The 24899-nt window shown below is 65.9% G+C and carries 17 protein-coding genes, 1 tRNA gene and 1 other annotated feature; of the genes, 12 read left to right on the forward strand and 6 right to left on the reverse strand.

Features of this window, described 5'->3' with window-relative positions; all coding sequences use genetic code 11:
• The coding region (locus GSQ79_RS01390; protein WP_158806949.1) for a heavy metal translocating P-type ATPase at positions 1–1366 on the reverse strand (1366 nt) is incomplete at its 3' end.
• 169 nt (positions 1367–1535) lie between these two features.
• Here GSQ79_RS01390 and GSQ79_RS01395 point away from each other — a divergent pair.
• A tRNA-Pro gene (locus GSQ79_RS01395) sits at positions 1536–1612 on the forward strand.
• 186 nt (positions 1613–1798) lie between these two features.
• Here the strand turns inward: GSQ79_RS01395 and GSQ79_RS01400 are convergent.
• Both GSQ79_RS01400 and GSQ79_RS01405 read right to left on the reverse strand, forming a co-directional pair.
• The gene (locus GSQ79_RS01400) at positions 1799–3541 is read right to left on the reverse strand and encodes a class I adenylate-forming enzyme family protein (protein ID WP_158806950.1); all 1743 of its coding nucleotides are present in this window, start codon (positions 3539–3541) and stop codon (positions 1799–1801) included.
• Positions 3541–5007: a SulP family inorganic anion transporter gene (locus tag GSQ79_RS01405; protein WP_158806951.1), complete on the reverse strand. Its 1467-nt coding sequence runs from the start codon at positions 5005–5007 to the stop codon at positions 3541–3543. Before GSQ79_RS01405 ends, GSQ79_RS01400 begins: the two co-directional genes overlap by 1 nt.
• Before the next feature lie 67 nt (positions 5008–5074).
• Positions 5075–5130, reverse strand: a sequence feature (sul1 is cis-regulatory element that is thought to sense ions involved in sulfur or methionine metabolism; They are found in Alphaproteobacteria).
• Positions 5131–5303: 173 nt separating this feature from the next.
• Between GSQ79_RS01405 and GSQ79_RS01410 the strand changes: the two genes are divergently transcribed.
• Positions 5304–6191: a DUF2865 domain-containing protein gene (locus tag GSQ79_RS01410; RefSeq protein ID WP_158806952.1), complete on the forward strand. Its 888-nt coding sequence runs from the start codon at positions 5304–5306 to the stop codon at positions 6189–6191.
• A gap of 99 nt (positions 6192–6290) precedes the next feature.
• On the opposite strand, the gene GSQ79_RS01415 is transcribed toward GSQ79_RS01410, so the two are convergent.
• The gene (locus tag GSQ79_RS01415; protein ID WP_158806953.1) at positions 6291–6596 is read right to left on the reverse strand and encodes a CsbD family protein; all 306 of its coding nucleotides are present in this window, start codon (positions 6594–6596) and stop codon (positions 6291–6293) included.
• 164 nt (positions 6597–6760) lie between these two features.
• Between GSQ79_RS01415 and GSQ79_RS01420 the strand changes: the two genes are divergently transcribed.
• The 6 genes from GSQ79_RS01420 to nthA all read left to right on the forward strand — a co-directional run bounded on the left by GSQ79_RS01420 (position 6761) and on the right by nthA (position 13720).
• A complete protein-coding gene (locus GSQ79_RS01420) occupies positions 6761–7669 on the forward strand; it encodes a LysR family transcriptional regulator (protein ID WP_158806954.1) in 909 nt (302 codons plus the stop codon).
• A 92-nt stretch (positions 7670–7761) separates the two neighbouring features.
• Complete coding sequence (locus tag GSQ79_RS01425) at positions 7762–8235, forward strand: formate dehydrogenase subunit gamma (protein WP_158806955.1); 474 nt, start codon at positions 7762–7764, stop codon at positions 8233–8235.
• Complete coding sequence (locus GSQ79_RS01430) at positions 8232–9776, forward strand: NADH-quinone oxidoreductase subunit NuoF (RefSeq protein ID WP_158806956.1); 1545 nt, start codon at positions 8232–8234, stop codon at positions 9774–9776. Before GSQ79_RS01425 ends, GSQ79_RS01430 begins: the two co-directional genes overlap by 4 nt.
• A gap of 10 nt (positions 9777–9786) precedes the next feature.
• Positions 9787–12630, forward strand: coding sequence for a formate dehydrogenase subunit alpha (gene fdhF, locus GSQ79_RS01435; RefSeq protein ID WP_158806957.1), 2844 nt, complete (start codon positions 9787–9789; stop codon positions 12628–12630).
• A complete protein-coding gene (locus tag GSQ79_RS01440) occupies positions 12627–12920 on the forward strand; it encodes a formate dehydrogenase subunit delta (RefSeq protein WP_158806958.1) in 294 nt (97 codons plus the stop codon). The genes fdhF and GSQ79_RS01440 overlap by 4 nt, the downstream gene beginning before the upstream one ends.
• A 140-nt stretch (positions 12921–13060) precedes the next feature.
• Positions 13061–13720: a nitrile hydratase subunit alpha gene (gene nthA, locus GSQ79_RS01445; protein ID WP_158806959.1), complete on the forward strand. Its 660-nt coding sequence runs from the start codon at positions 13061–13063 to the stop codon at positions 13718–13720.
• Here the strand turns inward: nthA and GSQ79_RS01450 are convergent.
• A complete protein-coding gene (locus GSQ79_RS01450) occupies positions 13717–15036 on the reverse strand; it encodes an MFS transporter (RefSeq protein WP_158806960.1) in 1320 nt (439 codons plus the stop codon). The genes nthA and GSQ79_RS01450 overlap by 4 nt on opposite strands.
• A 144-nt stretch (positions 15037–15180) precedes the next feature.
• Here GSQ79_RS01450 and GSQ79_RS01455 point away from each other — a divergent pair, with 144 nt between their 5' ends.
• The 4 genes from GSQ79_RS01455 (at position 15181) to GSQ79_RS01470 (ending at position 17969) form a co-directional block, all read left to right on the forward strand.
• A complete protein-coding gene (locus GSQ79_RS01455; RefSeq protein WP_158806961.1) occupies positions 15181–15777 on the forward strand; it encodes an ATP-binding cassette domain-containing protein in 597 nt (198 codons plus the stop codon).
• Positions 15774–16565 (forward strand): iron export ABC transporter permease subunit FetB, encoded by a 792-nt coding sequence (gene fetB, locus GSQ79_RS01460; RefSeq protein ID WP_158806962.1) that lies wholly within the window; start codon positions 15774–15776, stop codon positions 16563–16565. The genes GSQ79_RS01455 and fetB overlap by 4 nt, the downstream gene beginning before the upstream one ends.
• A 392-nt stretch (positions 16566–16957) precedes the next feature.
• The gene (locus tag GSQ79_RS01465; RefSeq protein WP_158806963.1) at positions 16958–17218 is read left to right on the forward strand and encodes a hypothetical protein; all 261 of its coding nucleotides are present in this window, start codon (positions 16958–16960) and stop codon (positions 17216–17218) included.
• 244 nt (positions 17219–17462) lie between these two features.
• Positions 17463–17969: a DUF1993 family protein gene (locus tag GSQ79_RS01470; protein WP_158806964.1), complete on the forward strand. Its 507-nt coding sequence runs from the start codon at positions 17463–17465 to the stop codon at positions 17967–17969.
• An 87-nt stretch (positions 17970–18056) separates the two neighbouring features.
• Here the strand turns inward: GSQ79_RS01470 and GSQ79_RS01475 are convergent, their stop codons facing one another.
• Complete coding sequence (locus GSQ79_RS01475) at positions 18057–24845, reverse strand: Ig-like domain-containing protein (protein WP_210252977.1); 6789 nt, start codon at positions 24843–24845, stop codon at positions 18057–18059.
• Positions 24846–24899: the final 54 nt, after the last annotated feature.

The raw sequence follows: 24899 nt of genomic DNA on the forward strand, positions 1-24899 counted from the left end.
TGATGAGCACCGCGACCGCATTGATCAACGCGAAGCCGATGGAGGCGCCGGCCAGTACCCAGACACCGAAGGTGAGCGTGGCGATGACGATGACCGCCGGCACGAACCAGGCGGTCACCCGATCCGCCAGCGCCTGGACCGGGAGCTTGGCGCCTTGTGCGGCTTCCACCATCGCGACGATGCGCGCCAGCGCGGTGTCCGCGCCCACATGCGTGACGCGGAATACAAAGCTTCCCGTACCGTTGACGGCACCGCCGGTGACCTCCGCGCCCACAGCCTTGCCGACGGGACGCGCTTCCCCGGTCAGCATGGACTCGTTCACGTACGACGCCCCTTCATCGATCACGCCGTCGACCGGCACCCGCTCGCCCGGTTTGACCAGCAACCGATCGCCGACCGCAACGGACGCGATCGCTACATCCTGCGCGCCATCTGCGCCGATGCGATGCGCGACTGCCGGCTGCAGGGCGATCAGACGCTCGATCGCCGCGCCGGTCTGTCCTTTGGCGCGCGCCTCCAGCATGCGCCCGAGCAGGATCAGCGTGACGATGATCGCCGCCGCCTCGAAGTAGACGTCCGATCCGGCGACACGAGGCGCCACGGTGGCAGCAACCGAAAACAGGTAGGCCGCGCCGGCTCCCAGCGCGACAAGCGCGTTCATCTCCGGCGCCAGACGCCAAAGGCTCGCAAGGCCGATGGTGAAGAACCGACGCCCGGGGCCGAACAGGACCAGCGTGGTCAACACCAGCTCGGCGCGGTGCAGCGGCCCCATGCCGAGCCATTGCATCGTCCAGGCGTGGAACGCCGGGACGACATGGCCGCCCATTTCAACGAGAACCAGCGGCAGGCTGAGCGCCAGGGCGACCCAGACGTCGCGGGACAACGTCGCGACCTCCGTGCGCTGCGCAGTGGCCCGATCGGGGCGCGGCGCGGCATTGTCGAGGTCGCGGGCGCCATAGCCGGCCCGTGTCACGGCGCCGACGAGATCCACGGAAGGGTCCAACAGCACGACGCGGGCGCGCTCGGTCGCCAGGTTGACCTCGGCTTCAAGAACGCCCGGCTGCCGGCGCAGGGCCTCCTCCACCCGCCCGACACACGAGGCGCAGTGCAGACCACTCAGCGCCAGTATGCGTTCCCTCGGCAGAGCTTTGTAGCCGGCATTCGCAATCGCGCTCGCCACCGCCGCGCCGTCGGCGGTCCCGGGTGCGATCGTGGCGGTCTGCGTCGCCAGATTGACGTCGGCCCGTGAAATCCCGGGCAGCGCCCGGACCGCCCGTTCGACGCGCCCGACGCAGGAGGCGCAATGCAAACCCTCGATCCGCACGGCGAGGTCGGGCCCGACGGGCGTCAGTGTTGCGGCGGTCATGATTGCATTGCCCTTCCCGGCATCTCTGCCTGACGTAGGCGCATCGTAGCGCCACACAAGCGCCCCGCGCGATTTCGTCTCAGGATTTCCGTCCCGCCCTTGTGCCCGGCCAGACCCCTCGCTATAAGCGGCGCACTGACGGTCCAGGCCATCGTGCCCGGACCTGTGTCGGAGTGTAGCGCAGCCTGGTAGCGCACCTCGTTCGGGACGAGGGGGTCGGAGGTTCGAATCCTCTCACTCCGACCATTTCCTAAGCTTTCGCGAGACTTGTTCGGTCGGAAGACTTGTTCGGTCGGAAGACTTGGGAAGGAAGCGGCGCTTCCCGATCGCCGGCAGCGATTTCTTGCACCCTATCACCAGATTTCCGGCCGATCTGCCGCGACGCGTTTTTGGCGAACGTCGCACTGCAATCTTGATACATCGTCCGAGGCTCTAAAGCTCGATCGGCTCCGTCGATGCCCTGCCGACGAAAAGCTTGCGCAACTCGGCCTTGATGATCTTGCCATTTGCGTTGCGCGGCAGTGGCGCGTCATGCGTAAGGATTCGCGTCGGCGTCTTGAACGCAGCGAGACGATGGCGGACGAAGGCCTTGAGCTCGTCTTCGCTAGCCTGCGCGCCCGGTTTCAGCGTGACCACGGCACCCGCCTCCTCGCCGAGGATCGGGTGAAAAATCGGCACCAGCGCGGCGTCCATCACCGCGGGGTGGTGGTACAGAACGTTTTCCACTTCGACGGAATAGATATTCTCGCCGCCACGGATGATGACGTCCTTGGCGCGATCGACGATGTAGCAGAACCCCTCGTGGTCGAGGCGGGCGAGGTCGCCAGTCCTGAGCCAGCCGTCCGCGGCGGCGGCGGCTTCGGGCATCCCCCAATAGCCGGTGATCACATGAGGCCCGCGCACCCAAAGTTCGCCGATTTCGCCGATCGGCAGCGTCACGCCATCCGCGTCGACGATCTTCAAGTCCGCGACTGGCGTCGCGGGACCGCAGCTCTCGGGTCGATCCTCACAATCCTCCGCGAAATGGTGGGTGAGGGTCGCACAGGTCTCGGTCATCCCCCAGCCGCAGCCAACATGGGCGGCGGGAAAATCCTGGCGAAGCCGCCGCACCAGCTCGGCCGCGGCCGGGGCGCCGCCGTAGCTGACCGCATCCACGCTCGACAGATCGTATTCGTGGCGCCTCGGATGTTCGAGCAGTTGCCACGCGATCGTCGGGACACCGCCGATAGCGGCGATCCGTTCGCGCGCGATCAGGGCCATCGCCGCTTCCGGCTCCCACTTGCGAAGCAGAACCAGCATGCCGCCGACGGCCATCGCGATCGCCAGCGTGGAGAAGCAGCCGGTGACGTGAAACAGCGGGATCGCCAGGAGATAGCGCTTCTGCTTGGTATTCGGATCTGGCACCGGAGGGACCTCGCCGCGTCGGACGAAGGCCCGCGCATGCGACAGCAGCGTCGCGAAAATCGGCGTCGTGACGGCCCGATGAGTCGCCAGCACGCCCTTCGGCAAGCCGGATGTCCCGGACGTGTAAAAGAGGGTCGCGCTGTCCTCCGGCCCGACCGCGCGCGGCGGTGCGCCCGCCGGAGGCAGGCGCGCCCAATCGTCGGGCCGGCCGATCAGACCTTCGAGCGATCGCACGCCGTCCGGCACGGGGCCGATGTGGCGCGACACGAAGCGCAAGCGGACGTCCGCGCATTCCGGCAAGACGTCGCGAACACGCTCGAACCGCTCCTCGTCGAAGACGGCGACTGTCGCGCCGGACTGTTTGATCGCAAACGCAAGCTCGGCGGCCGACCACCACGCGTTGAGCGGCGTCGCGATCCCGCCTACGAGCGCAACGCCATAGAAAACCACAGGCCATTCCGGCTGATTGCGCATGACGATGGCGACGCGATCGCCCTTGGCGACGCCGTGGGCGATAAGCGCCTGCGCGAACGCCATGGCGGCGCGCCGGAACGCATCGAAGCTTACGCGTTCCTGCTCGTAGACCATGAAGGTGCGTGTGCTGAATGCCGCCGCCCCCATGTACAGATCGACGAGGCTTTTGGGGCCGTTTTTCCAAGCACGCACCGGCCGGCCGCCTCGGTCGAGCGCTTCCATCTCGAAGCGGGCACCGGGGCTGGTGAGCAGCCGATGCGCCTCGGCGATCGACATCACGGGCGCGGCGCGAGTCATCAGATGATGCCGAAAGGCCGTTGCCTTTCCAGCCTCTCCATGAGCGTCGAACTCGCGGCGTTGATCCCGATGACCTCGACTGCCACCGCATGGGCCTTGAACCGTTCGACGACCTTGTCGAGCGCGGCGACAGCGGTGACATCCCAGAAATGGGCCTGAGATACGTCGATCTGCACGCCCATTCCCGCGGCATCCGCGATCGCGAAGGCGTCGACGAAGATGTCGGCGGACGCGAAGAAAACCTGGCCCGAGACCCGATAGGTCAGTCGGCTTTTTGCCGCGTCGGTTTCCGTCTCGACCCGCAACAGGCTGGCGACCTTGAAGGCGAAGAACACGCCGCTCAGGATCACCCCGACCGTGACGCCCAAAGCGAGGTTGGAGCTCGCGACCGTGACGAGCACGGTCGCCATCATGACGACGCTCGACACTTTTGGATGCGCGATCAGCGTGCGCAGAGACGACCAGTCGAACGTGTCGACCGAAACCATGATCATGATGGCGACGAGAGCGGCGACCGGCACCTGGGACACCCATGGTTTGAGCGCGACCATCAGGATGAGCAGGAAGGCCCCGGCGAAGAGGGTCGAGAGCCGCCCGCGACCCCCGTACTTCACGTTGCTGACCGTCTGGCCGATCATGCCGCAGCCGGCGATGCCACCGAATAGGCTCGCCACGATGTTGGCGAGCCCAAGCCCGGTACATTCCCGGTTCTTCGAGCTCGGCGTCCCCGTAAGATCGTCGACCACGCTGGCCGTCATCAGGGACTCCAGCAGTCCCACCATGGCGATCGCCAGCGCCGGCCCGGCAATGATGCGCAACGTGTCGAGGCTCAGCGGCACGGCGGGCCAGGCGAACAGCGGCAGCGCACTTGGGAGACGCCCGAGATCCGCGACCGTCTTGACCGGCAGGTGAAGCCAGATCGCACCCGCCGTGAGCACGAGAATGCAGATCAACGGCGAAGGAACGGCCGTGGTGACGCGGGGCACGAGGTAGATGAGCGCCAGCCCGGCGGCCAGCACCGCATAGGCGATCCAGCCGCCGCCGATGATCTGCGGCACCTGCGCCGCGAAGATGAGGATCGCCAGCGCATTGACGAAGCCCGTGCGGACGGACTTCGACACGAAGCGCATCAACACGCCGAGACGGCACAGGCCGAAGACGATCTGGATGGCACCCGCCAGGACGCCGGCCGCGAGCAGGAACGGCAGGCCATGGGCGTGGACCAGGGGCGCGGCAACGAGAGCCACCGATCCGGCCGCCGCCGAGATCATCGCCGGGCGACCGCCGGCAAACGCGATGACGATGCCGATGATGAACGACGCAAACAGGCCGACCTGCGGATCGACCCCGGCAGCCGCCGCAAAAGCGATGACCTCCGGAATCAGGGCGAAGGTGGCGACCGCACCGGCCAGCATCTCGGGCACGGGACGGCGAAGCCAATCCTGGCGGATGGACGACAATGTCATGAGGAGCGTTCTCGCAGTCAGCCGCGCTCCGTCAGACCTGAGCCGGATGGCACATGCGGGCATGAAGCGTTGTTCGGCGGATTGGCGGCCGAAATAGCCACCCGGGTTCACACCGGGTCCATTCGAGTTCGGTTTTCTAGCGCCGATGCTTGGTGCGATGCAACAACGATGGCACCAGAAAGCGTCCGCCCCCCACGCCGGCGTTAAGCACATAGTGGTACGCCGGGTGTCTCCGCATTGTCTTGCCTTGGTTCCTGGCTTACGAAATCGAGCTGCGGCGCTCACCGGAAACGACCATGCGCGATACCATTCACACCTTTTTATTCAGGTATGGCCGCCGTCGTTTTGGCTCGAAGGCGGCGCGGTTCAAAACCGCCGTCGCAACCGGCTTCATCGTTGCGACCATCGGATTTCTTGCCGGCGGCCCCGTCGCCCGACCCTCGATCGCGGACGACGGCATTTTTGGCGCAATGTCGACGCTGTTTGGCGGATTTGCCGAGCGCCGCGAGCCGGCAATGGTCGCGAACCCGATCCTGCCCCGCGCGCATCGCCATCGGCGCGAGGCCGCCTTGCATAACCGACGGCCCGTGCCGACCTCGGGCACCCGCACCATGTGTGTCCGCCTGTGCGACGGCTATGCGTTTCCGGTCGGCATCTACCATGGCAAGGGTGACGACGCGGCCCACCAGGCGACCTGCCAAGCGTCCTGCCCCGATGCCAAGACGGCGCTATACGTGCTTCCACGCGACGCCGACCAGATCGGCGCAGGGATCAACGTCGCGACCGGACAAAACTACTCGAAACTTCCGGACGCTTTCCACTACACCACCGTTCTTGACGACGCCTGCACCTGTCACAGGGACGGCGTAGATGGGAAAGCGCTATCTCTGCTGCATGACTTCACGCTGCGGCGCGGCGATGCGGTCATGACGCCCCGCGGCGTCCGGATCTTTCACGGCAGCGGGCATTTCCCCTACCGCCGTACCGACTTTCTCGCGTTGACGCGAAGCCGTGACGTCGGCCGTGCGAACCGTGACACGATGAGAGCGATAGAGCGCGCTAGCATAAACGCGGCGCCGTCTAGAACGACACCGGTGCTGTCGCAAGGACTGCCGTCGAACCCGCCGGTCATCCCAGGTCTCAAGACGGTTGCAACCCCACTCGAACCTGCGGACCGCGGATAACGCCCTGTCCGTAGTTGCTGCCACGCCATCAACGTGATGGCGTAGCATTTTCGTATCGCCTTCTCAGCGGCAAGTGCGAGCGCGACGCTTACTTCGACGTCAGCGACGACAGGAAGAAACCGGCGGCAGCGGCGAGAGCCAGCGCCACGAGCGGATATTTCTGCACCGCGTCCTGAAGCGCCTTCCATTGTCGGGACCGAGGCGTTGGCTTGCCATGTCCACGATACCGTCGGCGACATCGCTTACGCCGCTCTTCAGGTCGCCGTAGAGCGACTGCGCCTGACCTGCGAGGTTCCGGACAGTGCCGTCCGCCTGCATTTCATGGTCGCCGGTCGCCTCGCCGACCTTCGATTGCACCTTGCCGGCGACTTCGTTCACGCCGCCCTTGAACTCGTCATAAGCCATTCTGATTATCCTTCGATTTCAAGACCAGAGACGGCCTGTTCGCCCGATCGACATGAGAACCCAAAGACGTCCGAATGGTTCGCTGCAGTTACTGGTCCCCGGGACTTTGCCGACATAAGGTTGGCCGGCGGCGCGGTATCGTGCGGCGCCACTGGAATGGCTCATTGATAGATAAGCTGAATTACGTCATCGCGCTGGCTCGCGAGCAGCATTTCGGCCGTGCCGCGGAGGCCTGCGGCGTGACCCAGCCGACGATGTCCGCCGGGCTGAAGCAGATCGAGGAACAGCTCGGTGTGGTCATCGTGCGCCGGAGCTCGCGGTTCCAAGGGTTCACCCCGGAAGGGGAACACGTGCTGGCCTGGGCACGGCGGATCGTTGGCGACGCCAAGGCGATGCGCCAGGACCTCGATGCTCTGAAGCGCGGGCTCACCGGACATCTGCGGCTGGCGATCATCCCCACCGCCCTGTCGATGGGCGCGGCGCTGACCACCCCGTTTCGCGATCGGCACCCTGGCGTGCGCTTTTCCATCATCTCGCGGTCGTCAACCGACGTGCTCAAAGAGTTGAGCAATCTCGATGTCGATGCCGGGATCACCTACCTCGAAAACGAGCCGCTTGGCGGGGTGAAGACGGTACCGCTCTATCACGAGGGCTACCGCCTGCTGACCGCTGCGGCTGGCCCGATGGGCGGCCGGACCAGCGTCTCCTGGCGCGAGCTCGGCGAGATCCCGCTGTGCCTGCTCACGCCCGATATGCAGAATCGGCGCATCATCGATCAGATGATGCACGACAGCCACGCTCCGGCGGCGCCACTGTTGGAATCCAATTCGATCACTGCCCTGTTGTCGCATGTCATGACGGGCCAATGGTCTAGTGTCATGCCCTCGACGATCACCGACAGCATCCTTCTTCCGGCGCATGTGCGGTCGATTCCGATCCAGGCACCGACCGTCGTCCACCTCATCGGGCTCGTCGTTCCCCAGCGCTATTCGATTAGCCCCCTGACGAATGCCTTGGTCCGTGAGGCTGAACGCCTAGCCATAAGCCTTCAGACACAAGAGCCTGAACGATAGATATCTTCTATCGACGCACGAAGGAACGTTATTGAATCTTTAGAAGTATTCTTGTTCCGTATCGGCAATCAAAAAAGAACCTGGGACGGAACATGCCCTCTTACGACGCCTGGAATACGGGTGAGGCGACGCAGATCGTTGCCAGTTTCGCGGGGCGCGATGGCGCCGCGCTACCGATGCTCCATGCGCTGCAGGAGCGCTTCGGTTTCATCGACAAGGCGATCGTGCCTGTCATGGCCGAAGCGCTCAACCTGTCGCGCGCCGAGATCCACGGCACCATCACCTTCTACCATGATTTCCGCGACCACCTGCCGGGCCGCCATACCGTGAAGCTCTGCCGCGCCGAGGCATGCCAGTCGCGCGGCGCCGTCGCCTTGCACAGACAGATGATGGAAAAGCTCGGTGTGGACTGGCACGGCACCACCGTCGACGGCGCGATTACGCTGCAGCCGGTGTTCTGCCTCGGCCTCTGCGCCAACGCGCCGGCAGCCCTGGTCGACGACGAGCCGGTCGGCAATCTCGACAGTTCCGCGATCGACGCGATGATCGCGGAGGCCCGCGCATGATCACGATCTACGTTCCCTGCGACGCCGCGGCGATCGCTTGCGGCGCCAACAAGGTCGCTGCCGCGCTTCTGGCGAAGTTGGTCCCGGACATCAGCATCGTGCGCACCGGATCGCGCGGCCTGTTCTGGCTGGAGCCGATGATCGAGGTCGCGACTCCCGAGGGGCGTATCGCCTACGGCCCGGTCAAGCCCGGCGACATCGACAGCCTGATCGCCGCGGACTTTCTGAATGGCGGCGACCATTTGCTGCGCCTCGGCAAGCCGGAAGAGATCCCCTACCTTGCCAGGCAGACGCGGCTAACCTTCGAGCGCTGCGGCGTTGTCGATCCGCTGTCGATCACCGACTATCGCGCCCATGGCGGCTACGCCGGCCTCGAAGCCGCGATCGCGATGGAGGGGGAAGCCATCACCGAGATGGTGAAGGCCTCGGGCCTGCGCGGCCGCGGCGGCGCCGGCTTCCCGACCGGCATCAAGTGGAACACGGTGCGCCTGGCGCAGGCCGACCAGAAATACATCGTCTGCAACGCCGACGAAGGCGACAGCGGCACCTTCGCCGATCGCATGGTGATGGAGGGCGACCCCTTCATGCTCATCGAGGGCATGACCATCGCCGGCCTCGCCGTCGGCGCGACCAAGGGCTACATCTACATCCGCTCGGAATATCCGCACGCCTTCAAGACGATGTCGCGCGCCATCGAGATCGCGACCCGCGAAGGCGCGCTGGGGCCATCGGTGTTCGGTTGTGGCCGCGCCTTCACGCTGGAAGCCCGGCTCGGCGCCGGCGCCTATATCTGCGGCGAAGAGACCTCGCTGCTGGAAAGCCTTGAAGGCCGCCGCGGCGTGGTGCGCGCCAAGCCGCCGCTGCCGGCGCTTGAAGGCCTGTTCGGCCTGCCGACGGCCGTCAACAACGTGCTGTCGCTCGCCACCGTCCCGTATGTGCTGGCGCATGGCGCGCAGGCCTATGCGGACTACGGCATGGGGCGCTCGCGCGGCACGTTGTGCATCCAACTCGGCGGCAACATCAAGCATGGCGGTCTGATCGAAGTCGCCTTCGGCATGACTCTGCGCGAAGCGATCGAGGATTTCGGCGGCGGCACGGCCAGCGGCCGTCCGATCCGTGCGGTGCAGGTCGGCGGCCCGCTCGGCGCCTACTGGCCGGAAAGCCTGTTCGACACCCCGCTCGATTATGAAGCGTTCGCCGCAAAGGCCGGGCTCGTCGGGCACGGCGGCATCGTCGTCTTCGACGACACCGTCGATCTCGCGGCCCAGGCGCGCTTCGCCTTCGAATTCTGCGCGGCGGAAAGCTGCGGCAAGTGCACCCCGTGCCGGATCGGCGCGGTGCGCGGCGTCGAGACGATGGACAAGATCATCGCCGGCACGGACGTCGACAAGAACATGACGCTGGTCTCCGACCTCTGTCAGACGATGACCGACGCATCGCTCTGCGCGATGGGCGGCCTGACCCCGATCCCCGTCGTCAGCGCCATGACGCATTTTCCGGGCGATTTTGTCCCGGCCCCTCTCCGTATCGCAGCCGAATAGGTAGAGCCCCATGCCGCTCATCCAGGAACTCGACACCGGCACGCCGATCCGCGTCTCGGACGAAACGGTCACCCTCACAATCGACGGGAACCAGGTCACCGTGCCGAAGGGCACCTCGGTGATGGCCGCTTCGGTCACGATGGGCACGAAGATCCCACGGCTCTGCGCGACCGACTCGCTGGAAGCCTATGGATCGTGCCGGCTTTGCCTAGTCGAAATCGAGGGACGGCGCGGCACGCCGGCCTCCTGCACGACGCCCGCCGACAACGGCATGGTCGTCCATACGCAGAACGAGCGCCTTGCCAAGCTGCGCAAGGGCGTGATGGAGCTCTACATCTCCGACCATCCGCTGGATTGCCTGACCTGCTCCGCCAACGGCGACTGCGAGCTGCAGGACACGGCGGGCCAGGTCGGCCTGCGCGACGTGCGCTACGGCTACGACGGCGAGAAGCACAAGCAGGCGCCGATCGACGATTCGAACCCCTATTTCAGCTTCGAATCCTCCAAGTGCATCGTGTGTTCGCGCTGCGTCCGCGCCTGCGAAGAGGTGCAAGGCACCTTCGCGCTGACCATTGAGGGACGCGGCTTTCAATCCAAGGTGTCGCCGAGCGGCACCGACTTCTTCGGCTCGGAATGCGTCTCCTGCGGCGCCTGCGTGCAGGCCTGCCCGACAGCGACGCTGAACGAGAAGATGGTGATCCAGATGGGCCATCCCGAGCATGCGGTGGTGACCACCTGCGCCTATTGCGGCGTCGGCTGCTCCTTCAAGGCGGAAATGCAGGGCGACAAGGTCGTGCGCATGGTGCCTTCCAAGGACGGCAAGGCCAACGACGGTCATTCCTGCGTCAAGGGCCGGTTCGCCTGGAACTACGCGACCCACAAGGATCGCATGACCAAGCCGATGATCCGCGCCGCGATCACCGACGAATGGCGCGAAGTTTCTTGGGACGAGGCGATTGCCTACGCCGCCAGCGAGTTCAAGCGCTTGCAGGCCAAGTACGGCACGGATTCCATCGGCGGCATTACCTCGTCACGTTGCACCAACGAAGAGACCTATCTGGTCCAAAAGCTGATCCGCGGCGCCTTCGGCAACAACAACGTCGACACCTGCGCCCGCGTCTGCCACTCGCCGACCGGCTACGGCCTCGGCGCGACGCTCGGCACCTCGGCCGGCACCCAGGAATTCGCCTCGGTGGAAGAGGCGGACGTGATCCTCGTCATCGGCGCCAACCCGACCGACGGCCATCCCGTCTTCGCCTCGCGCATGAAGAAGCGGCTGCGTGAAGGTGCCCGCCTGATCGTCGCCGATCCGCGCAAGATCGACCTTGTCAAATCCCCGCACATCCGCGCGGACTATCATCTGCCGCTGAAGCCCGGCTCCAACGTCGCGCTGATCAACGCGTTCGCGCATGTCATCGTGACCGAAGGGCTCGTCAACGAGGCCTATGTGCGCGAGCGTTGCGACCTCAATGATTTCGAGGCTTGGGCGCGTTTCGTCGCCGATGTCAGGCATTCGCCGGAGCAGCAGGAAGGCGTCATCGGCGCTCCGGCCGCCGACGTGCGCGCCGCAGCGCGTCTCTACGCCACCGGCGGCAAGGGCGCGATTTTCTACGGGCTTGGCGTCACCGAGCACAGCCAGGGCTCGACCATGGTCATGGGCATGGCCAACATCGCCATGGCCACCGGCAATATCGGCGGTATCGGCATGGGCGTGAACCCGCTGCGCGGTCAGAACAACGTGCAGGGCTCGTGCGACATGGGCTCGTTCCCGCACGAGTACCCGGGCTATCGCCACGTCTCCGACGACGCGACCCGCGAAATGTACGAGGCGCTCTGGGGTGTGTCGCTGCAGCGCACGCCTGGCCTGCGTATCCCCAACATGCTCGACGAAGCCGTCGAAGGCACGTTCAAAGGGCTCTACGTCCAGGGCGAGGACATCGCCCAGTCCGACCCCGACACCCATCACGTCACATCGGGTCTCCGCGCGATGGAATGCGTCGTCGTGCAGGACATCTTCCTCAACGAGACCGCGAAATACGCCCACGTGTTCCTGCCGGGGTCGTCGTTCCTCGAAAAGGACGGCACCTTCACCAACGCCGAACGCCGCATCAGCCGCGTGCGGAAGGTGATGGCGCCGCTCGGCATCTATGCCGACTGGGAGGCGACCATGCTGCTCAGCAACGCACTCGGCCTGCCGATGACCTACACCCATCCCAGCCAGATCATGGACGAGATCGCGGCGACGACACCGTCCTTCAAGGGCGTCAGCTACGAGACGCTCGAGCGTCTGGGTTCGGTGCAGTGGCCGTGCAACGACGACGCGCCCGAGGGCACGCCGACCATGCATGTCGGTCACTTCGTGATCGGCAAGGGCAAGTTCATGATCACCGAGTTCCAGGCGACGGAAGAGCGGGCCGGCCCGCGCTTCCCGTTGATCCTGACGACCGGGCGCATCCTCAGCCAGTACAACGTGGGCGCGCAGACGCGGCGCACGTCGAACTCGATGTGGCACGAGGAAGATGTTCTCGAGATCCATCCGTTCGATGCCGAGCTTCGCGGCGTCAAGGACGGCGACCTCGTGGCGCTGGAAAGCCGCTCCGGCGACATTGCCATCAAGGCGCGGATCAGCGAGCGGATGCAGCCGGGCGTGGTCTACACGACCTTCCACCATGCCAAGACAGGCGCCAACGTCATCACGACGGACTACACCGACTGGGCCACCAACTGCCCGGAATACAAGGTGACCGCCGTGCAGGTGCGCAAGACCAACCGGATGTCCGATTGGCAGGCGCGCTTCTTCGAGGAGGATGTCGCGCTGACCCGCGTGGCGCCGAAAATGGAAGCCGCGGAATGAGCGACCACGGTGATCTCGTCGCGAAGAAGGCCGCCAAGCTCGCGATGATGGCGAACCAGATGGCGCAGTTCTTCGGCTCCTATCCACACGACCAGGCGATCGCCGGAATTTCCGGCCATATCGTAAAATTCTGGACGCCGAAGATGCATGCGCTGCTGATCGCGCAAGCGGAGCGCGGCGACCCCGCGCTGCACCCGCTGGTCGTCGACGCGATGCTGATGCCCAAGCACGTGGAAAGCCCGACGAAGAACCACGCCACCGGCGATCTCGCGCACGCCGACGCCGGGTAACCGCCGAAGCCTGATCCCCCTCCCCTTGCGGGGCGCGTCAGGGTAGGGGTCTTTCAATCTGCTTCGACCCGTGGAAGAACACCGCAACCCCATTCCCAGCCTCTCCCCGCAAGGGGGAGAGGGGCAGATCGAGGACGCTCATGGCGCACGACCACCATCACGGTGACCACGCCCACGATCACCCGCACGAGGGCGTCGTCGTCGTGGCCGACGGGCCACCGTCGCATTACCAGCAGATGGAGATCGCGCTCCGCGAGCTGCTCATCGAGAAGGGCGTTTTCACGCCGGAGGATGTGCGGCGCGAGGTCGAGGCGATGGAAGGCCGCAACGCCGGCAGCGGCGCAAAAATGGTCGCCCGCGCCTGGATCGATCCGGCCTACAAGGAGCGGCTTCTGAGCGATGCCCGCGCCGCGGCCGCCGAGTTCGGCTTCGAGGCCGGCGTGTTCCATATCCTCGTCATGGAGAACACGCCAAAGCTCCACAATATGATCGTCTGCACCCTGTGCTCCTGCTATCCGCGCATGCTGCTCGGCCTGCCGCCGGCCTGGTACAAAGGCATCGCCTACCGCAGCCGCGCCGTGCGCGAGCCGCGTGCCGTGCTGGCCGAGTTCGGCATGCAGCTCCGCGACGACGTCGAACTGCGTGTGCACGATAGCACCGCCGATATGCGCTACATGGTCTTGCCGATGCGCCCCGCCGGGACGGAGGGCTGGAGCGAGGACGCGCTCGCCGCCCTGGTCACCCGCGACAGTCTGATCGGCGTCGCGGAGGCGTTGCCGGCGGAGTCGGTCGCGGCCTAATCGATCAGCGGCTTGCGCCCGGTCTCCCTCATGAAGAACGGCGCGACGACGCCGAGCATGCTGGCGGCTAGCAGGTAGTACGCCGGCGACAGCGGATCGCCGGTCACCTTGATCAGCCACGTCACCACCAGCTGCGCCGTGCCACCGAAAATGGCGACGCCGATGGCATAGGCGATGGCCAGCCCGGCGCTGCGCACCGCGCGCGGCAGCGACTCCGGGATGGCGACGATGGCGGCGCTGCTGCAGATCGACGACAGCGCCGAGATCAACCCCGTCGCCGCGAACACCGTGACGGCGCTAGGACGATGCACCATCAGGTAATAGGCGGGGTAGGCAACCAGCACGAGAAGCGCGCGGGGCACGATCATGATCACTTTTCGTCCATAGCGGTCGGAGAGCCAGCCGCCGACGAGGCAGAAGATCAGCGACGCCACCCCCAGCATCAAGGTCGCGGCGATCGACGTGCTCTCCGGCAGGTGCAGCGTCGTCTTGGCGTAGCTCGTCATGTAGGCGCCGGCGGAATTTGACACCGCGCCGGCGGTGATGATCGCCATCGCCGCCAGCATGATGCCGCGGTGGTCGCGGAACAGGCGCTTCAGCACGCCCACCGTGGATTCTTCCGCCTTGTCCGCCTCGGAACTTTCCTTGCCAGCCGTCTCCGGCAGCTGGTTGCGGATGATGAGGCCGACCGGGACGATGGCGATGCCGAGGATGAACGGCACCCGCCAGCCCCAGCTCTCCAGCGCGCCCTGCGAAAGCACGACCGACATGACGAAACCGATGGCGCCGGCAAGCAGCGTGGCGACGCCCTGGCTCGCCAGCTGCCAGCTGGTGATATAGCCGCGCTTTTCCGACGGCGCGGCTTCGAGAAGGTAGGCGGTGGAGGGCCCGACCTCGCCGCCCAGCGCAAACCCCTGAATCAGCCGCCCGAGCACCACCAGAATCGGCGCGGCGATGCCGATGGAAGCGTAGCTCGGCGTCGCCGCCAGCATGATCATGCCGACCGCCATCATTCCGATGGTCAGCAGCATCGCCGGCTTGCGCCCGGCGCGGTCGGCATAGGCGCCGATGAGCACGCCGCCGATCGGGCGTGTCAGAAACCCGATGCCGAACGTCGCCACCGAAAGCAACAGGCTGGTGACTTCGTCGGTGGCGGGAAAAAATGCCTTGCCGATGAACACCGCGAAGAAGGAATAGGTGGTGAAATCGTAGAATTCGAGCGCATTGCCGAGGATGACGGCGGCGACGGCGCGGCCTTCCAGCTTTGGCTTGCCCTGGCCCGAGGCGGTGTCGGCGGCGTGGTCAAGCACGGACATGTCGGATCCTTCGATCAGGATGGAAGCGCAATCTTTCTGCTAAATGTGACCTCAGCGATTCAGCGGTGATTGTCAAAGACCCGCGATGGATGTCGCATCGCTCTGTTTCTCGTCACGGAAAAGGCGAACCTCGGATCGTTATTGATGCTTAACCTCCAAAACCTCCAGAACGCGATCATCGGCCCCATCGACCTCCGCGTCGAACCAGGGCACTGCGCGGCCATCGCCGGCCCCTCGGGATCGGGCAAAAGCCTGCTGCTGCGAATGCTTGCCGACCTCGATCCGCATAGCGGCACTGCGACCCTTGGCAACATGGATCGCTGCCGTGTCCCCGCGCCGGAATGGCGGCGGCAGGTGGTCTACGTCGCCGCCGAGGCCGGCTGGTGGAGCGAGGACGTCGCCGACCATTTTTCCAGCGCCACGCGCCATGCCGCCGAGACCTATGCCGCACAGCTGGCGCTCGATCCCGCCGTGTTCGCGCGGCCCGTGCGTCTGCTTTCGACCGGCGAGCGGCAACGTCTCGGCCTGATCCGAGCGCTGGTCGCCCGCCCGCGTGCGCTTCTCCTGGACGAACCGACGAGTGCGCTCGATCCCACCAGCACCGCACGGGTCGAGACGGTGCTGCGAGCGTTGATGGCGGAGGGGCTCATCATCGTCCTCGTCTCGCACGATGACAGCCAGCGCGACCGGCTGGGCCACCAGCACTACACGCTGACCGCAGGAAAGCTCGATCCAAGATGAACGCCATTGCGCTCACGCCAGGCGATCTGGCGATCGCCGCCTTGCTTATCGTGTTCGATGCCGCGTTGTCGCTGTGGCTGCACCTCGGCCTGCACAAGCGGATCGCCATCGCGGCGGTGCGCATGGTGCTGCAACTGGTCACCATCGGCTTCGTGCTGCGCTTCGTGTTCACGCTGAACAACCCCGCGGCGACGCTCGCGGTCGTGGTCGTGATGCTGCTCGTGGCTGGACGCGAGGTCGCGACACGCCCGGCAAAACGCCTGAAGGGCGGCGCGAATTACATCATCGGCGCAACGAGCGTCGGCCTCGCGACGCTGCTGACCGCGCTTCTCGCGCTGACCACGGCGATCCGGCCGGACCCTTGGTTCGATCCGCATTACGCCATCCCGCTCGTCGGTATCATCCTCGGCAATGTGCTGAACACCGGCAGCATCACGCTGGACGTCGTGCTCAGCGGCTTCGACCGCGAGCGCATGGCGATCGAGGCACAGCTGGCGCTCGGCGCGACGTTCCGAGAGGCGGCGCGGCCGATCATCGTGCAGGGCATCCGCCAGGGGATGCTGCCGATGATCAACGCGATGTCGGCGTCGGGGATCGTCACCCTGCCCGGCATCATGACCGGCCAGATTCTTGGCGGCATGGACCCGCTGGAAGCGGTGAAATACCAGATTCTGCTGATGTTCCTGCTCGGCGGTGCGAGCGGCCTGGCGTCGGTCGTCATTGCGTTTCTGGCGGTCCGACACATGACCGATGATAGACAGAGGCTGCGGCTCGACCGGCTCGTGTGAGCATGCGGACGTCGTCGGGACGGTCGTCGCGATACGCGCAATCCAGTCAAACAAGACTAGATGACGGTTAAAAGTCTGAATACATCCGGCTTGCGCGTCGCTATTGCCGGAAAGATAGGCAAGCATTGTCGTGACGTCGAAGCAGACTTGATTTCTTGCTCTGTTTGGCCACCGACGATGCCTTGCGCCTGAAATTGCGGCTTCCCATGTGTCCGCTGTCGTCGCTATGATTAAGTCCGAACTCGGCGGATGTTCAAAGCGCCGTCGATTCAAGCCGCCACCGGCGATATGCACATGACCAAGCAAGAGACGGCAGTGATCTCCGAGGCCGGTTCAATCGGGACTGTTGAGCTCTGTAGTGCAGTCGTCGTTCGGACAACTGGAGAACAGACATGTTGAAGAAACTGACCTTGGTGACCGTTACCGTTCCGCTCTTTGCTCTCGCCTTCGCGGGCGCCGCGAGCGCGCAGCAGCGTCCGGGCTGCCCGACCTTCTCGGCGCAGAACTACGACCGCGGCACGGATCCGCGCGCGGGCGGCATCCCGGCACCGGGTACCCCCGGTCATGTCGAGGCTACCTCGGCCGAGCCGAACAAGGGCAATCTGCAGACCGCCGATCGTACCGACTGCGCGCCGGGCCTTCCGAAGCCCTGATGGGCGCAATGCCGGGTCGCACCCAGTATCCGGATGAATGAGCGTTATTTCACAGCCCTCGCGGATGTCTCCGCGAGGGCTGTTGCCGTAGAGCTGGATCTTACGGGCTCGCGCGATGTCGCGCCCGCAAGGTTGTTGGATGTCGACGCTACCGCGGCCGATGAAACAGTGGCACTTGAATCCCTGGCATGGCTCTGATCTATACCGACCGGTATAAATCTCTCGAGCCCATACGGATTCGTCCATGTCCCTGACATTCTTCACCGCGTCGGTGCCCGTCTTTCAGCGCGGGTTGCAGCAACTCTCCTTGATTCTGGACAAGGCGAGCGCCCATGCGACGGCCGCGGGAATAGATCCGGACGCGTTCGTGACAAAGCGGCTCGCGCCCGACATGCGCACCCTGGCTGGCCAGGTGCAGAGCGCCAGCGACGCCGCGAAGATTTGTACGGCACGGCTCGCGGGCGTCACCGCGCCGCCGTTCGCCGACACCGAAACCACGCTGGCTGCGCTGCAGAAGCGGATCAAGGATACGCTCGCCTATATCGACAGCGTGCCGGCAGACGACATCGCGGCGGCTGCGTCGCGGCCGATCAGCGTGAAGTTCGGCGCAGCGGCGATGGACTTCACAGCCGAGACCTATCTCTTCAAACTCGCCATCCCGAACTTCTTCTTCCACGTCACGACCGCCTACGACATCCTCCGCGCCGAGGGTGTTGCGCTCGGCAAGACCGATTATCTCGGCGGGCTTTGACCGTCTTTCAGATGCCAGGTGCGGCGCCTTGTTCGGCGTGGTGTCTGTAGAGAGACACCACGCCATGGGGTTGGCAGGTCATGCCGCTCAGGCATGCGCCGGTGTCGCAAGGCTCGCGGCCGACCCTTGCGATGCGGGTGCGGTGAAGGTGCTGGACGCACTGTTGCTCGGCGCGTTCAAGGCGTCGGCCAGCATCGTCGCCGGCGACGGTGCGAGGTCGCCGCTCGGCGTGACCGCCTGGCTCGAACCTGGGGCAGAAGCCGGCGTGTAGACGAAAGCCCCCGGAATGACCGGCGTCTGCGTGATCACGGTGCCGCCGGTGGCATCGGCCGCCGCGGTGAACTGCGTCCCGTCGGCGACGCCCGTGAGGTTCAGCGTCACGCTGTTGCCGCCGGACGTGGCAGTGAGGACGCCGTTGCTGATCGTCGCGGTGGTGGACCCGGACGAAAACGCCAGGCTGGCGAGGTCGAGCGCGTCGCCGACGCCCATACCAGCGATCGTGTTGCCGAAGCTCGATTGCGTGCCCGACACAGCCGTCAAGGCCGGCGCATCCAGTTTCACCGTGCCCGCGCCGTTGAAGGTGATCGTGCCCGATCCTGCAGCGCCTGCCCCGTCCAGTTCCAGCGTGCTGCCGCTGCCGACGATCGTACCACCCGTGTAGGTGCTGGTGCCGGTCAACAACAAAGCGCCAGGACCCACGAGATTCAAAACGCCGCCGGCACCGCCTGCGATACCGCCATCGGTGATGGTGCCGTCGAACTCGCCGGCGGTCGACCCCGTCACCGTCAGGGTCTGGGCGCCGAGTTCGACGGTCCCCCCGGTCCCCTTGAGCTTCTTGATCGTGGCACCGCCGGTATCGCCGGAGATGTCGAACACACCGCCGGGCAGCATCTTCAACGCCTGGCTCGTGGCGATCGACGCGCCGGTGCCGAGTTCCAAGGTCGCACCGACCGAGGTCCGACCGGTGTAGCTGTTGATGCCGGTGAGCAAGACTCCGCCGGCGCCCAGCACCTTCAGAACGCCGCCGGTGCCGCCAGCGACGCCGCCATCGGTGATGGTCCCGTCGAACTCACCCATCGTCGATCCGCTGAGCGTCAGGGTCTTGCTGCCCAGCTCGATCGTCCCGCCCGGGCCTTTGACCTTGACCACCGACGCGCCGGTGGTTTCGGCGGAGATGTCGAAAACACCGCCGGCGATCATCTTCAAGGCCTGGCTTGAAGCGATGGATCCGTCACCGCTGAGTGCCAATGTCGCAGCGACCGAAGTCTTGCCGGTGTAGCTGTTGACGCCGGTGAGGGTGAGACCGCCTGTGCCCAGCACTTTGAGGACACCGCCGGCACCGCCGGCAAGGCCGCCGTCGGTAATCGTCCCGTCGAATTCACCCATATTCGACCCGCTGAGGGTCAGGGTCTGGCTGCCGAGCTTGATCGTGCCGCCCACGCCTTTGACCTTGATCACCGACGCGCCCGCGGTTTCGGCGGAGATGTCGAACACGCCACCAGCGATCATCTTCAAGGCCTGGCTCGAGGCGATGGCGCCACCGGCACCAAGTTCCAGCGTGGCAGCGACCGAGGTCTTGCCTGTGTAGGTGCTGACGCCGGTCAGAAGGACACCGCCCGTGCCGAGGACCTTCAAGACGCCGCCGGTGCCGCCGGCGACGCCGCCATCGGTGATCGTGCCGTCGAACTCGCCCATCGTCGAGCCGCTGAGGGTCAGGGTCTGGCTGCCGAGCTTGATCGTCCCGCCCGGTCCCTTGACCTTGATCACCGACGCGCCGCTGGTTTCGCCGGAAATGTCGAACACCCCGCCGCTCAGCATCTTCAGGGCCTGGCTGGTGGCGATGGATCCTCCTGCCGCCAGATCCAGCGTGCCGCCGACGGAGGTGCGGCCGGTGTAGGTGTTGTGGCCGGTCAGCGTCAGAGCCGCAGGCCCAGCGACGGACAGGACCCCGCCGACGTTGCCGCTCGTTCCGTTCTGGATCACGCCCGAATAGGTGCCGGCCACGGTCTCCGTCACGTTCATCCGCGTGGCGCCGAGGTTGAGGACGCGAGCGGGCGCCGCGACATCGGAGAGATTGGCCACGGCCTCGATGCCGCCGGCAACGAGCGAAACCGTGAAGGTGTCGGTCGACGCCGTCGCGCTGCCTTCCGAGTCGGTGACGACGTAGGTGAACGTGTCCGTGATCGGCGACCCGTCCACGGCGGACACGATGGCAAGGCCCCTGTCGCCCAAATAGGTTTCGGATCCGTCTGCGTTCAAGGTCAGATGGCCATAAGCACCCGCAGTCGACACGCCGACGTTGCCGGCGCTGCCATTGACCTGGGTGATGCTGAGGGTGCCCCCCTCAGGATCGCTATCGCCACGAAGCGCACCGGTTCCCGACGTTCCGGCGGTTCCCGTATACACCAGGCCCGGCACCATGCCCTGAGCGGGCGCAGCGGGCGGAGCCAAAGGCGCCTGGTCGACGGTGATCGCGGTGTTGACCGGCGCGCTGGTGTTCGACGGCCCGGCGCTCGCGCTGAACGCGATGGTCCTGGTCACGTCGGTTCCACCTACCGTCGGATTGCTCGACGTCGACGTGTAGGTCACGCTGCGCAGAACCTGCTGGTAGTCGGCTGCCGTGTCGGTGCCGGTCAGTGTCAACGTGCCGGTGTTGGCGCTATAGGAAGCGCTGATGCTGGTTCCGGTCGTATTGGCGGCAAGGATGTCGCCGGCCTGCAGGCCGGTGGCAATCACCACCATCGCCGATTGTAGGGCGGACCCGCTCGTGTCGGTGACGTCGACCGAAGCGTTGACGACGGTCGGCCCGATATTTGAGTGGTAAGCGCCGCCAGGTCCCGAGGCCGTCACGACCGGCGTGATCGTGTCGAGGGTAAAGCTGAGGCTCGAGGCGGTGCTGATATTGCCGGCGGCATCCTTCTCCTCGACGGAGACAGTGTGAGGGCCGTCCTGGGTGCCATTGGTGGCGAAGGTCGGCACCGTCGTCGTATAGGTCGTGGCGCCATCGACCCGGTAAAGCAGCGTATCGCCGGGCGCGGCAGTCGCGTAGGTGATCGCCGGATCGCGGGTGACGCCTTGGCCACCGGACGTATCGTCGGCCAGCACGGGCGCCGTAGGCGCGGCCGGCGCTTGCGTATCGAGCGTAAAGGTCAGGCTGGAGGCGGCGCTGCTGTTGCCGGCGGCATCGCGCTCCTCGACCGAGACCGTGTGGGCGCCGTCCTGCATACCATTGGTGGCGAAGGTTGGCAGGGCCGTGGTGTAGGCGCCGGTGTCGACCTTGTAGTACAGCGTATCGCCGGTCGCCGCCGCCGCGTAGGCGATCGTCGGATCGCTGGTGATGCTTTGACCACCAGACGTGTCGTGCACCAGCGTCGGCGTCGCCAACGTAGCCGGCGTCACCGTATCGAGCGTGAAGGTGAGACTCGAGGCCGCGCTAACGTTGCCGGCGGCATCCTTTTGTTCGACCGAGACCGTGTGGGTGCCGTCCTGGGTGCCGTTGGTGGCGAAAACCGGCTGAACCGTGGTGTAGGTGGTCGCGCCATCGACGCGGTAGAGGACGGTGTCGCCACTGGCGGCCGTCGCATAAGTGATGGACGGATCGTTGGTGATGTTCTGACCGCCCGACGTGTCGTGGGCCAGCACCGGCGCCGCGAGGGCGGCCGGCGCCTGCGTATCAAGGGTGAAGGTGAGGCTCGACGCGGCGCTGCTGTTGCCGGCGGCGTCGCGCTCCTCGACCGAGACCGTGTGGGCGCCATCTTGCGTCCCGTTGGTGGCAAAGGTCGGCAGCGTCGTCGTATAGGCGCCGGTGTCGACCTTGTAGTACAGCGTGTCGCCGCTCGCCGCCGCCGCGTAGGTGATGGTCGGATCGCTGGTGATGCCCAAGCCGCCCGACGTGTCGTGCGCCAGCACCGGCGTCGTAACGGTCGCCGGTGTCATCGTATCGAGCGTGAAGGTGAGGCTCGACGCGGCGCTGACGTTGCCGGCGGCATCCTTCTGCTCGACGGAAACCGTGTGGGTGCCGTCCTGGGTGCCGTTGGTGGCGAAGGTCGGCTGAACCGTGGTGTAGGTCGTGGCCCCGTCGACGCGATAGAGGATCGTGTCGCCGCTCGTCGCCGCCGCATAGGTGATGGTCGGGTCGCTGGTGATGTTCTGGCCGCCCGACGTGTCGTGCGCCAGCACCGGCGCAGCGAGGGCGGCCGGGGTCGCCGTATCGAGCGTGAAGGTGAGGCTTGAAGCGGTGCTGGTGTTGCCGGCGGCGTCCCGCTCCTCGATCGATACGGTATGCGTGCCGTCGCCTGTGACGGTCGGCCGGGTCGTCGTGTAGCCGCCGTTATCGAGATTATAGACCAGCGTGTCACCGGTCGCCGGCGTCACGTAGGTGATCGACGGGTCGCTGGTAACGCCCATGCCGCCCGACGTGTCGTGCGTCAGCACCGGGACGCCGGGCGCGCCGGGCGCCTGCGTATCGAGCGTGAAGGTCAGGGTTGAGGCAGCGCTGGCCACGTTGGCCGCCGTGCGTTGCTCGACGAAGACGGTGTACGTGCCATCCTGGGTGCCGTCGGTGGCGAACGTCGGCGCCACCGTCGAGTAGGTTCCGCTGCTTCCGACCTTGTAATACAGCGTGTCGCCGCTTGCCGGAGCCGCATAGGTGATGGTCGGATCGCTGGTGACGTTCTGACCGCCCGACGTATCGTTCGCCAGTACGGGGGCCGTCGGGATCGCGGGGCCGCCTCCGCCGCCCGTATCGAGCGTGAAGGTGAGACTCGACGCGCCGCTGGTGTTGCCTGCGGCATCCTGTTCCTCGACCGAGACCGTATGCACGCCATCCTGGGTGCCGTCGGTCAAGAAGGTCGGCCGCGTCGTCGTGAAGGCGCCGGTGTTGTCGACTTGATACAGCAGCGTGTCGCCGCTTGCCGGGGCCGCATAGGCGATCGCGGGATCGCTTGTGACTTTGCTTCCGCCGGACGTATCGTCGGTCAGGACCGGGGCCGCCGGCGTGGCCGGCGCCGTCGTGTCGAGCGTGAAGGTGAGGCTGGAGGCCGCGCTGACGTTACCGGCGAGATCGCGCTCTTCGGTCGACACAGTGTAGGTGCCGTCTGCGGAAAAGCTCGGCGCCGTGGTCGAATAGGCGCCGGTGCCGACCTTGTAGAGCAGGACGTCGGAGCCGACCGGGGTCGCATAGGTGATCGTCGCGTTGCTGGTGATGTTGTCGCCCGCCGCGCCGGTGTCGACGGCCAGCGTCGGCGCGACCGGCGTGGTCGGCGCCGTGGTGTCGAGCGTGAAGGTCAGGCTGGACGCGCCGCTGACGTTGCCGGCGAGATCGCGCTCTTCGGTCGAGACCGTATAGGTACCGTCCGCAGTAAAGCTCGGTGCGGTGGTCGAATAGGCGCCGGTGCCGACCTTGTAGAGCAGGACGTCCGAGCCGACCGGGGTCGCATAATTGATCGTTGCGTTATTGGTGATGTTGTCCCCAACGACACCCGTGTCGACGGCCAACGTCGGAGCGCCCGGGGCGGTCGGCGCCGTCGTGTCGAGCGTGAAGGTCAGGCTGGAGGCGCCGCTGACGTTGCCGGCGAGATCGCGCTCTTCGGTCGAGACGGTGTAGGTGCCGTCTGCCGTAAAGCTTGGCGCTGTGGTCGAGTAGGCGCCGGTGCCGACCTTGTAGAGCAAAACATCCGAGTCGACCGGGGTCGCATAGACGATCGACGCGTTGCTGGTGATGTTGTCGCCAGCGACACCCGTGTCGGCAGCCAGCGTCGGGGCGGCCGGTGCAGCCGGCGCCGTCGTGTCGAGCGTGAAGGTCAGGCTGGACGCGGCGCTGACATTGCCGGCGAGGTCGCGCTCTTCCGTCGAGACGGTGTAGGTGCCATCTGCGGTGATGCTCGGCGCTGTTGTCGAATAGGCGCCGTTGCCGACCTTGTAGAGCAGGACGTCCGAGCCGACCGGAGTCGCGTAGGTGATCGCCGCGTTGCTGGTGACGTTGTCCGTGGTCCACGTGCCGGTGTCGCTGACCAGCACGGGCGCCGCTGGCGCTGCCGGCGCCGTGGTGTCGAGCGTGAAAGTCAGGCTGGACGCGCCGCTGACATTGCCGGCGAGGTCGCGTTCTTCCGTCGAAACGGTGTAGGTCCCATCCGTGGTGAAGCTCGGCGCCGTGGTCGAGTAGACCCCTGCGCCGACCTTGTAGAGCAGGACGTCCGAGCCGACTGGCGTCGCATAATTGATTGTCGCATTGCTGGTGATGTTGTCCCCGGCGACACCCGTGTCGGCAGCCAATGTCGGGGCGACCGGCGCGGTCGGCGCCGTCGTGTCGAGCGTGAAGGTCAGGCTGGAGGCGGCGCTGACGTTGCCGGCGAGATCGCGTTCTTCGGTGGAAACGGTGTAGGTGCCGTCGGTTGTGAAGCTCGGCGCCGTGGTCGAATAGGCCCCGGTGTTGACCTTGTAGAGCAGGACGTCCGAGCCGACCGGAGTCGCATAGACGATCGATGCGTTGCTGGTGATACCGTCGGTGAAGGAGGCGCCGGTATCGTTCAACAGCGTCGGCGCGCCTGGAGCGGTTGGCGCCATGGTATCGATCGTGAGCGTGGTCAGCGTCGACTCGGCGCTGACATGGCCCAAACCGTCGCCGACCGTCACGCCGATCTGATGCTGGCCGTCTGCCAGGGCCTGCGATGCCGCGACCGTGTAGGTGCCGTTGCCGGCGACCACCGCCGTGCCGATGGCGGTTGCGCCATCGTAGAGCGTCACGGTGCCGCCAGGCAGCGCCGTCCCGGTAAAGGTGGGCACATTGACGGAGGTGATGTTGTCGGTGTTCGACGCGCCCGTGTCCTGCCCTGCCCCCAGCACCGGCGTCGACGGCGCATTCACGGCGAATGACAAGACCGTGCCGCCATGGCCGTCGCTGGCGACGACGAACCCCTCGTACGCCGCGTT

Source organism: Beijerinckia sp. L45 (assembly GCF_009765775.1).
In the GTDB taxonomy this organism is placed as follows: domain Bacteria; phylum Pseudomonadota; class Alphaproteobacteria; order Rhizobiales; family Beijerinckiaceae; genus RH-AL1.

Bases quoted from the DNA above. Each gene is read 5' to 3' on its own strand.
- GSQ79_RS01400 (WP_158806950.1), bottom strand. From the start codon at position 3,541: ATGACTCGCGCCGCGCCCGTGATGTCGATCGCCGAGGCGCATCGGCTG.
- GSQ79_RS01440 (WP_158806958.1), top strand. From the start codon at position 12,627: ATGAGCGACCACGGTGATCTCGTCGCGAAGAAGGCCGCCAAGCTCGCG.
- GSQ79_RS01410 (WP_158806952.1), top strand. From the start codon at position 5,304: ATGCGCGATACCATTCACACCTTTTTATTCAGGTATGGCCGCCGTCGT.
- nthA (WP_158806959.1), top strand. From the start codon at position 13,061: ATGGCGCACGACCACCATCACGGTGACCACGCCCACGATCACCCGCAC.
- GSQ79_RS01450 (WP_158806960.1), bottom strand. From the start codon at position 15,036: ATGTCCGTGCTTGACCACGCCGCCGACACCGCCTCGGGCCAGGGCAAG.
- fdhF (WP_158806957.1), top strand. From the start codon at position 9,787: ATGCCGCTCATCCAGGAACTCGACACCGGCACGCCGATCCGCGTCTCG.
- GSQ79_RS01465 (WP_158806963.1), top strand. From the start codon at position 16,958: ATGTTGAAGAAACTGACCTTGGTGACCGTTACCGTTCCGCTCTTTGCT.
- GSQ79_RS01415 (WP_158806953.1), bottom strand. From the start codon at position 6,596: ATGGCTTATGACGAGTTCAAGGGCGGCGTGAACGAAGTCGCCGGCAAG.
- GSQ79_RS01425 (WP_158806955.1), top strand. From the start codon at position 7,762: ATGCCCTCTTACGACGCCTGGAATACGGGTGAGGCGACGCAGATCGTT.
- GSQ79_RS01405 (WP_158806951.1), bottom strand. From the start codon at position 5,007: ATGACATTGTCGTCCATCCGCCAGGATTGGCTTCGCCGTCCCGTGCCC.
- fetB (WP_158806962.1), top strand. From the start codon at position 15,774: ATGAACGCCATTGCGCTCACGCCAGGCGATCTGGCGATCGCCGCCTTG.
- GSQ79_RS01430 (WP_158806956.1), top strand. From the start codon at position 8,232: ATGATCACGATCTACGTTCCCTGCGACGCCGCGGCGATCGCTTGCGGC.
- GSQ79_RS01455 (WP_158806961.1), top strand. From the start codon at position 15,181: ATGCTTAACCTCCAAAACCTCCAGAACGCGATCATCGGCCCCATCGAC.
- GSQ79_RS01470 (WP_158806964.1), top strand. From the start codon at position 17,463: ATGTCCCTGACATTCTTCACCGCGTCGGTGCCCGTCTTTCAGCGCGGG.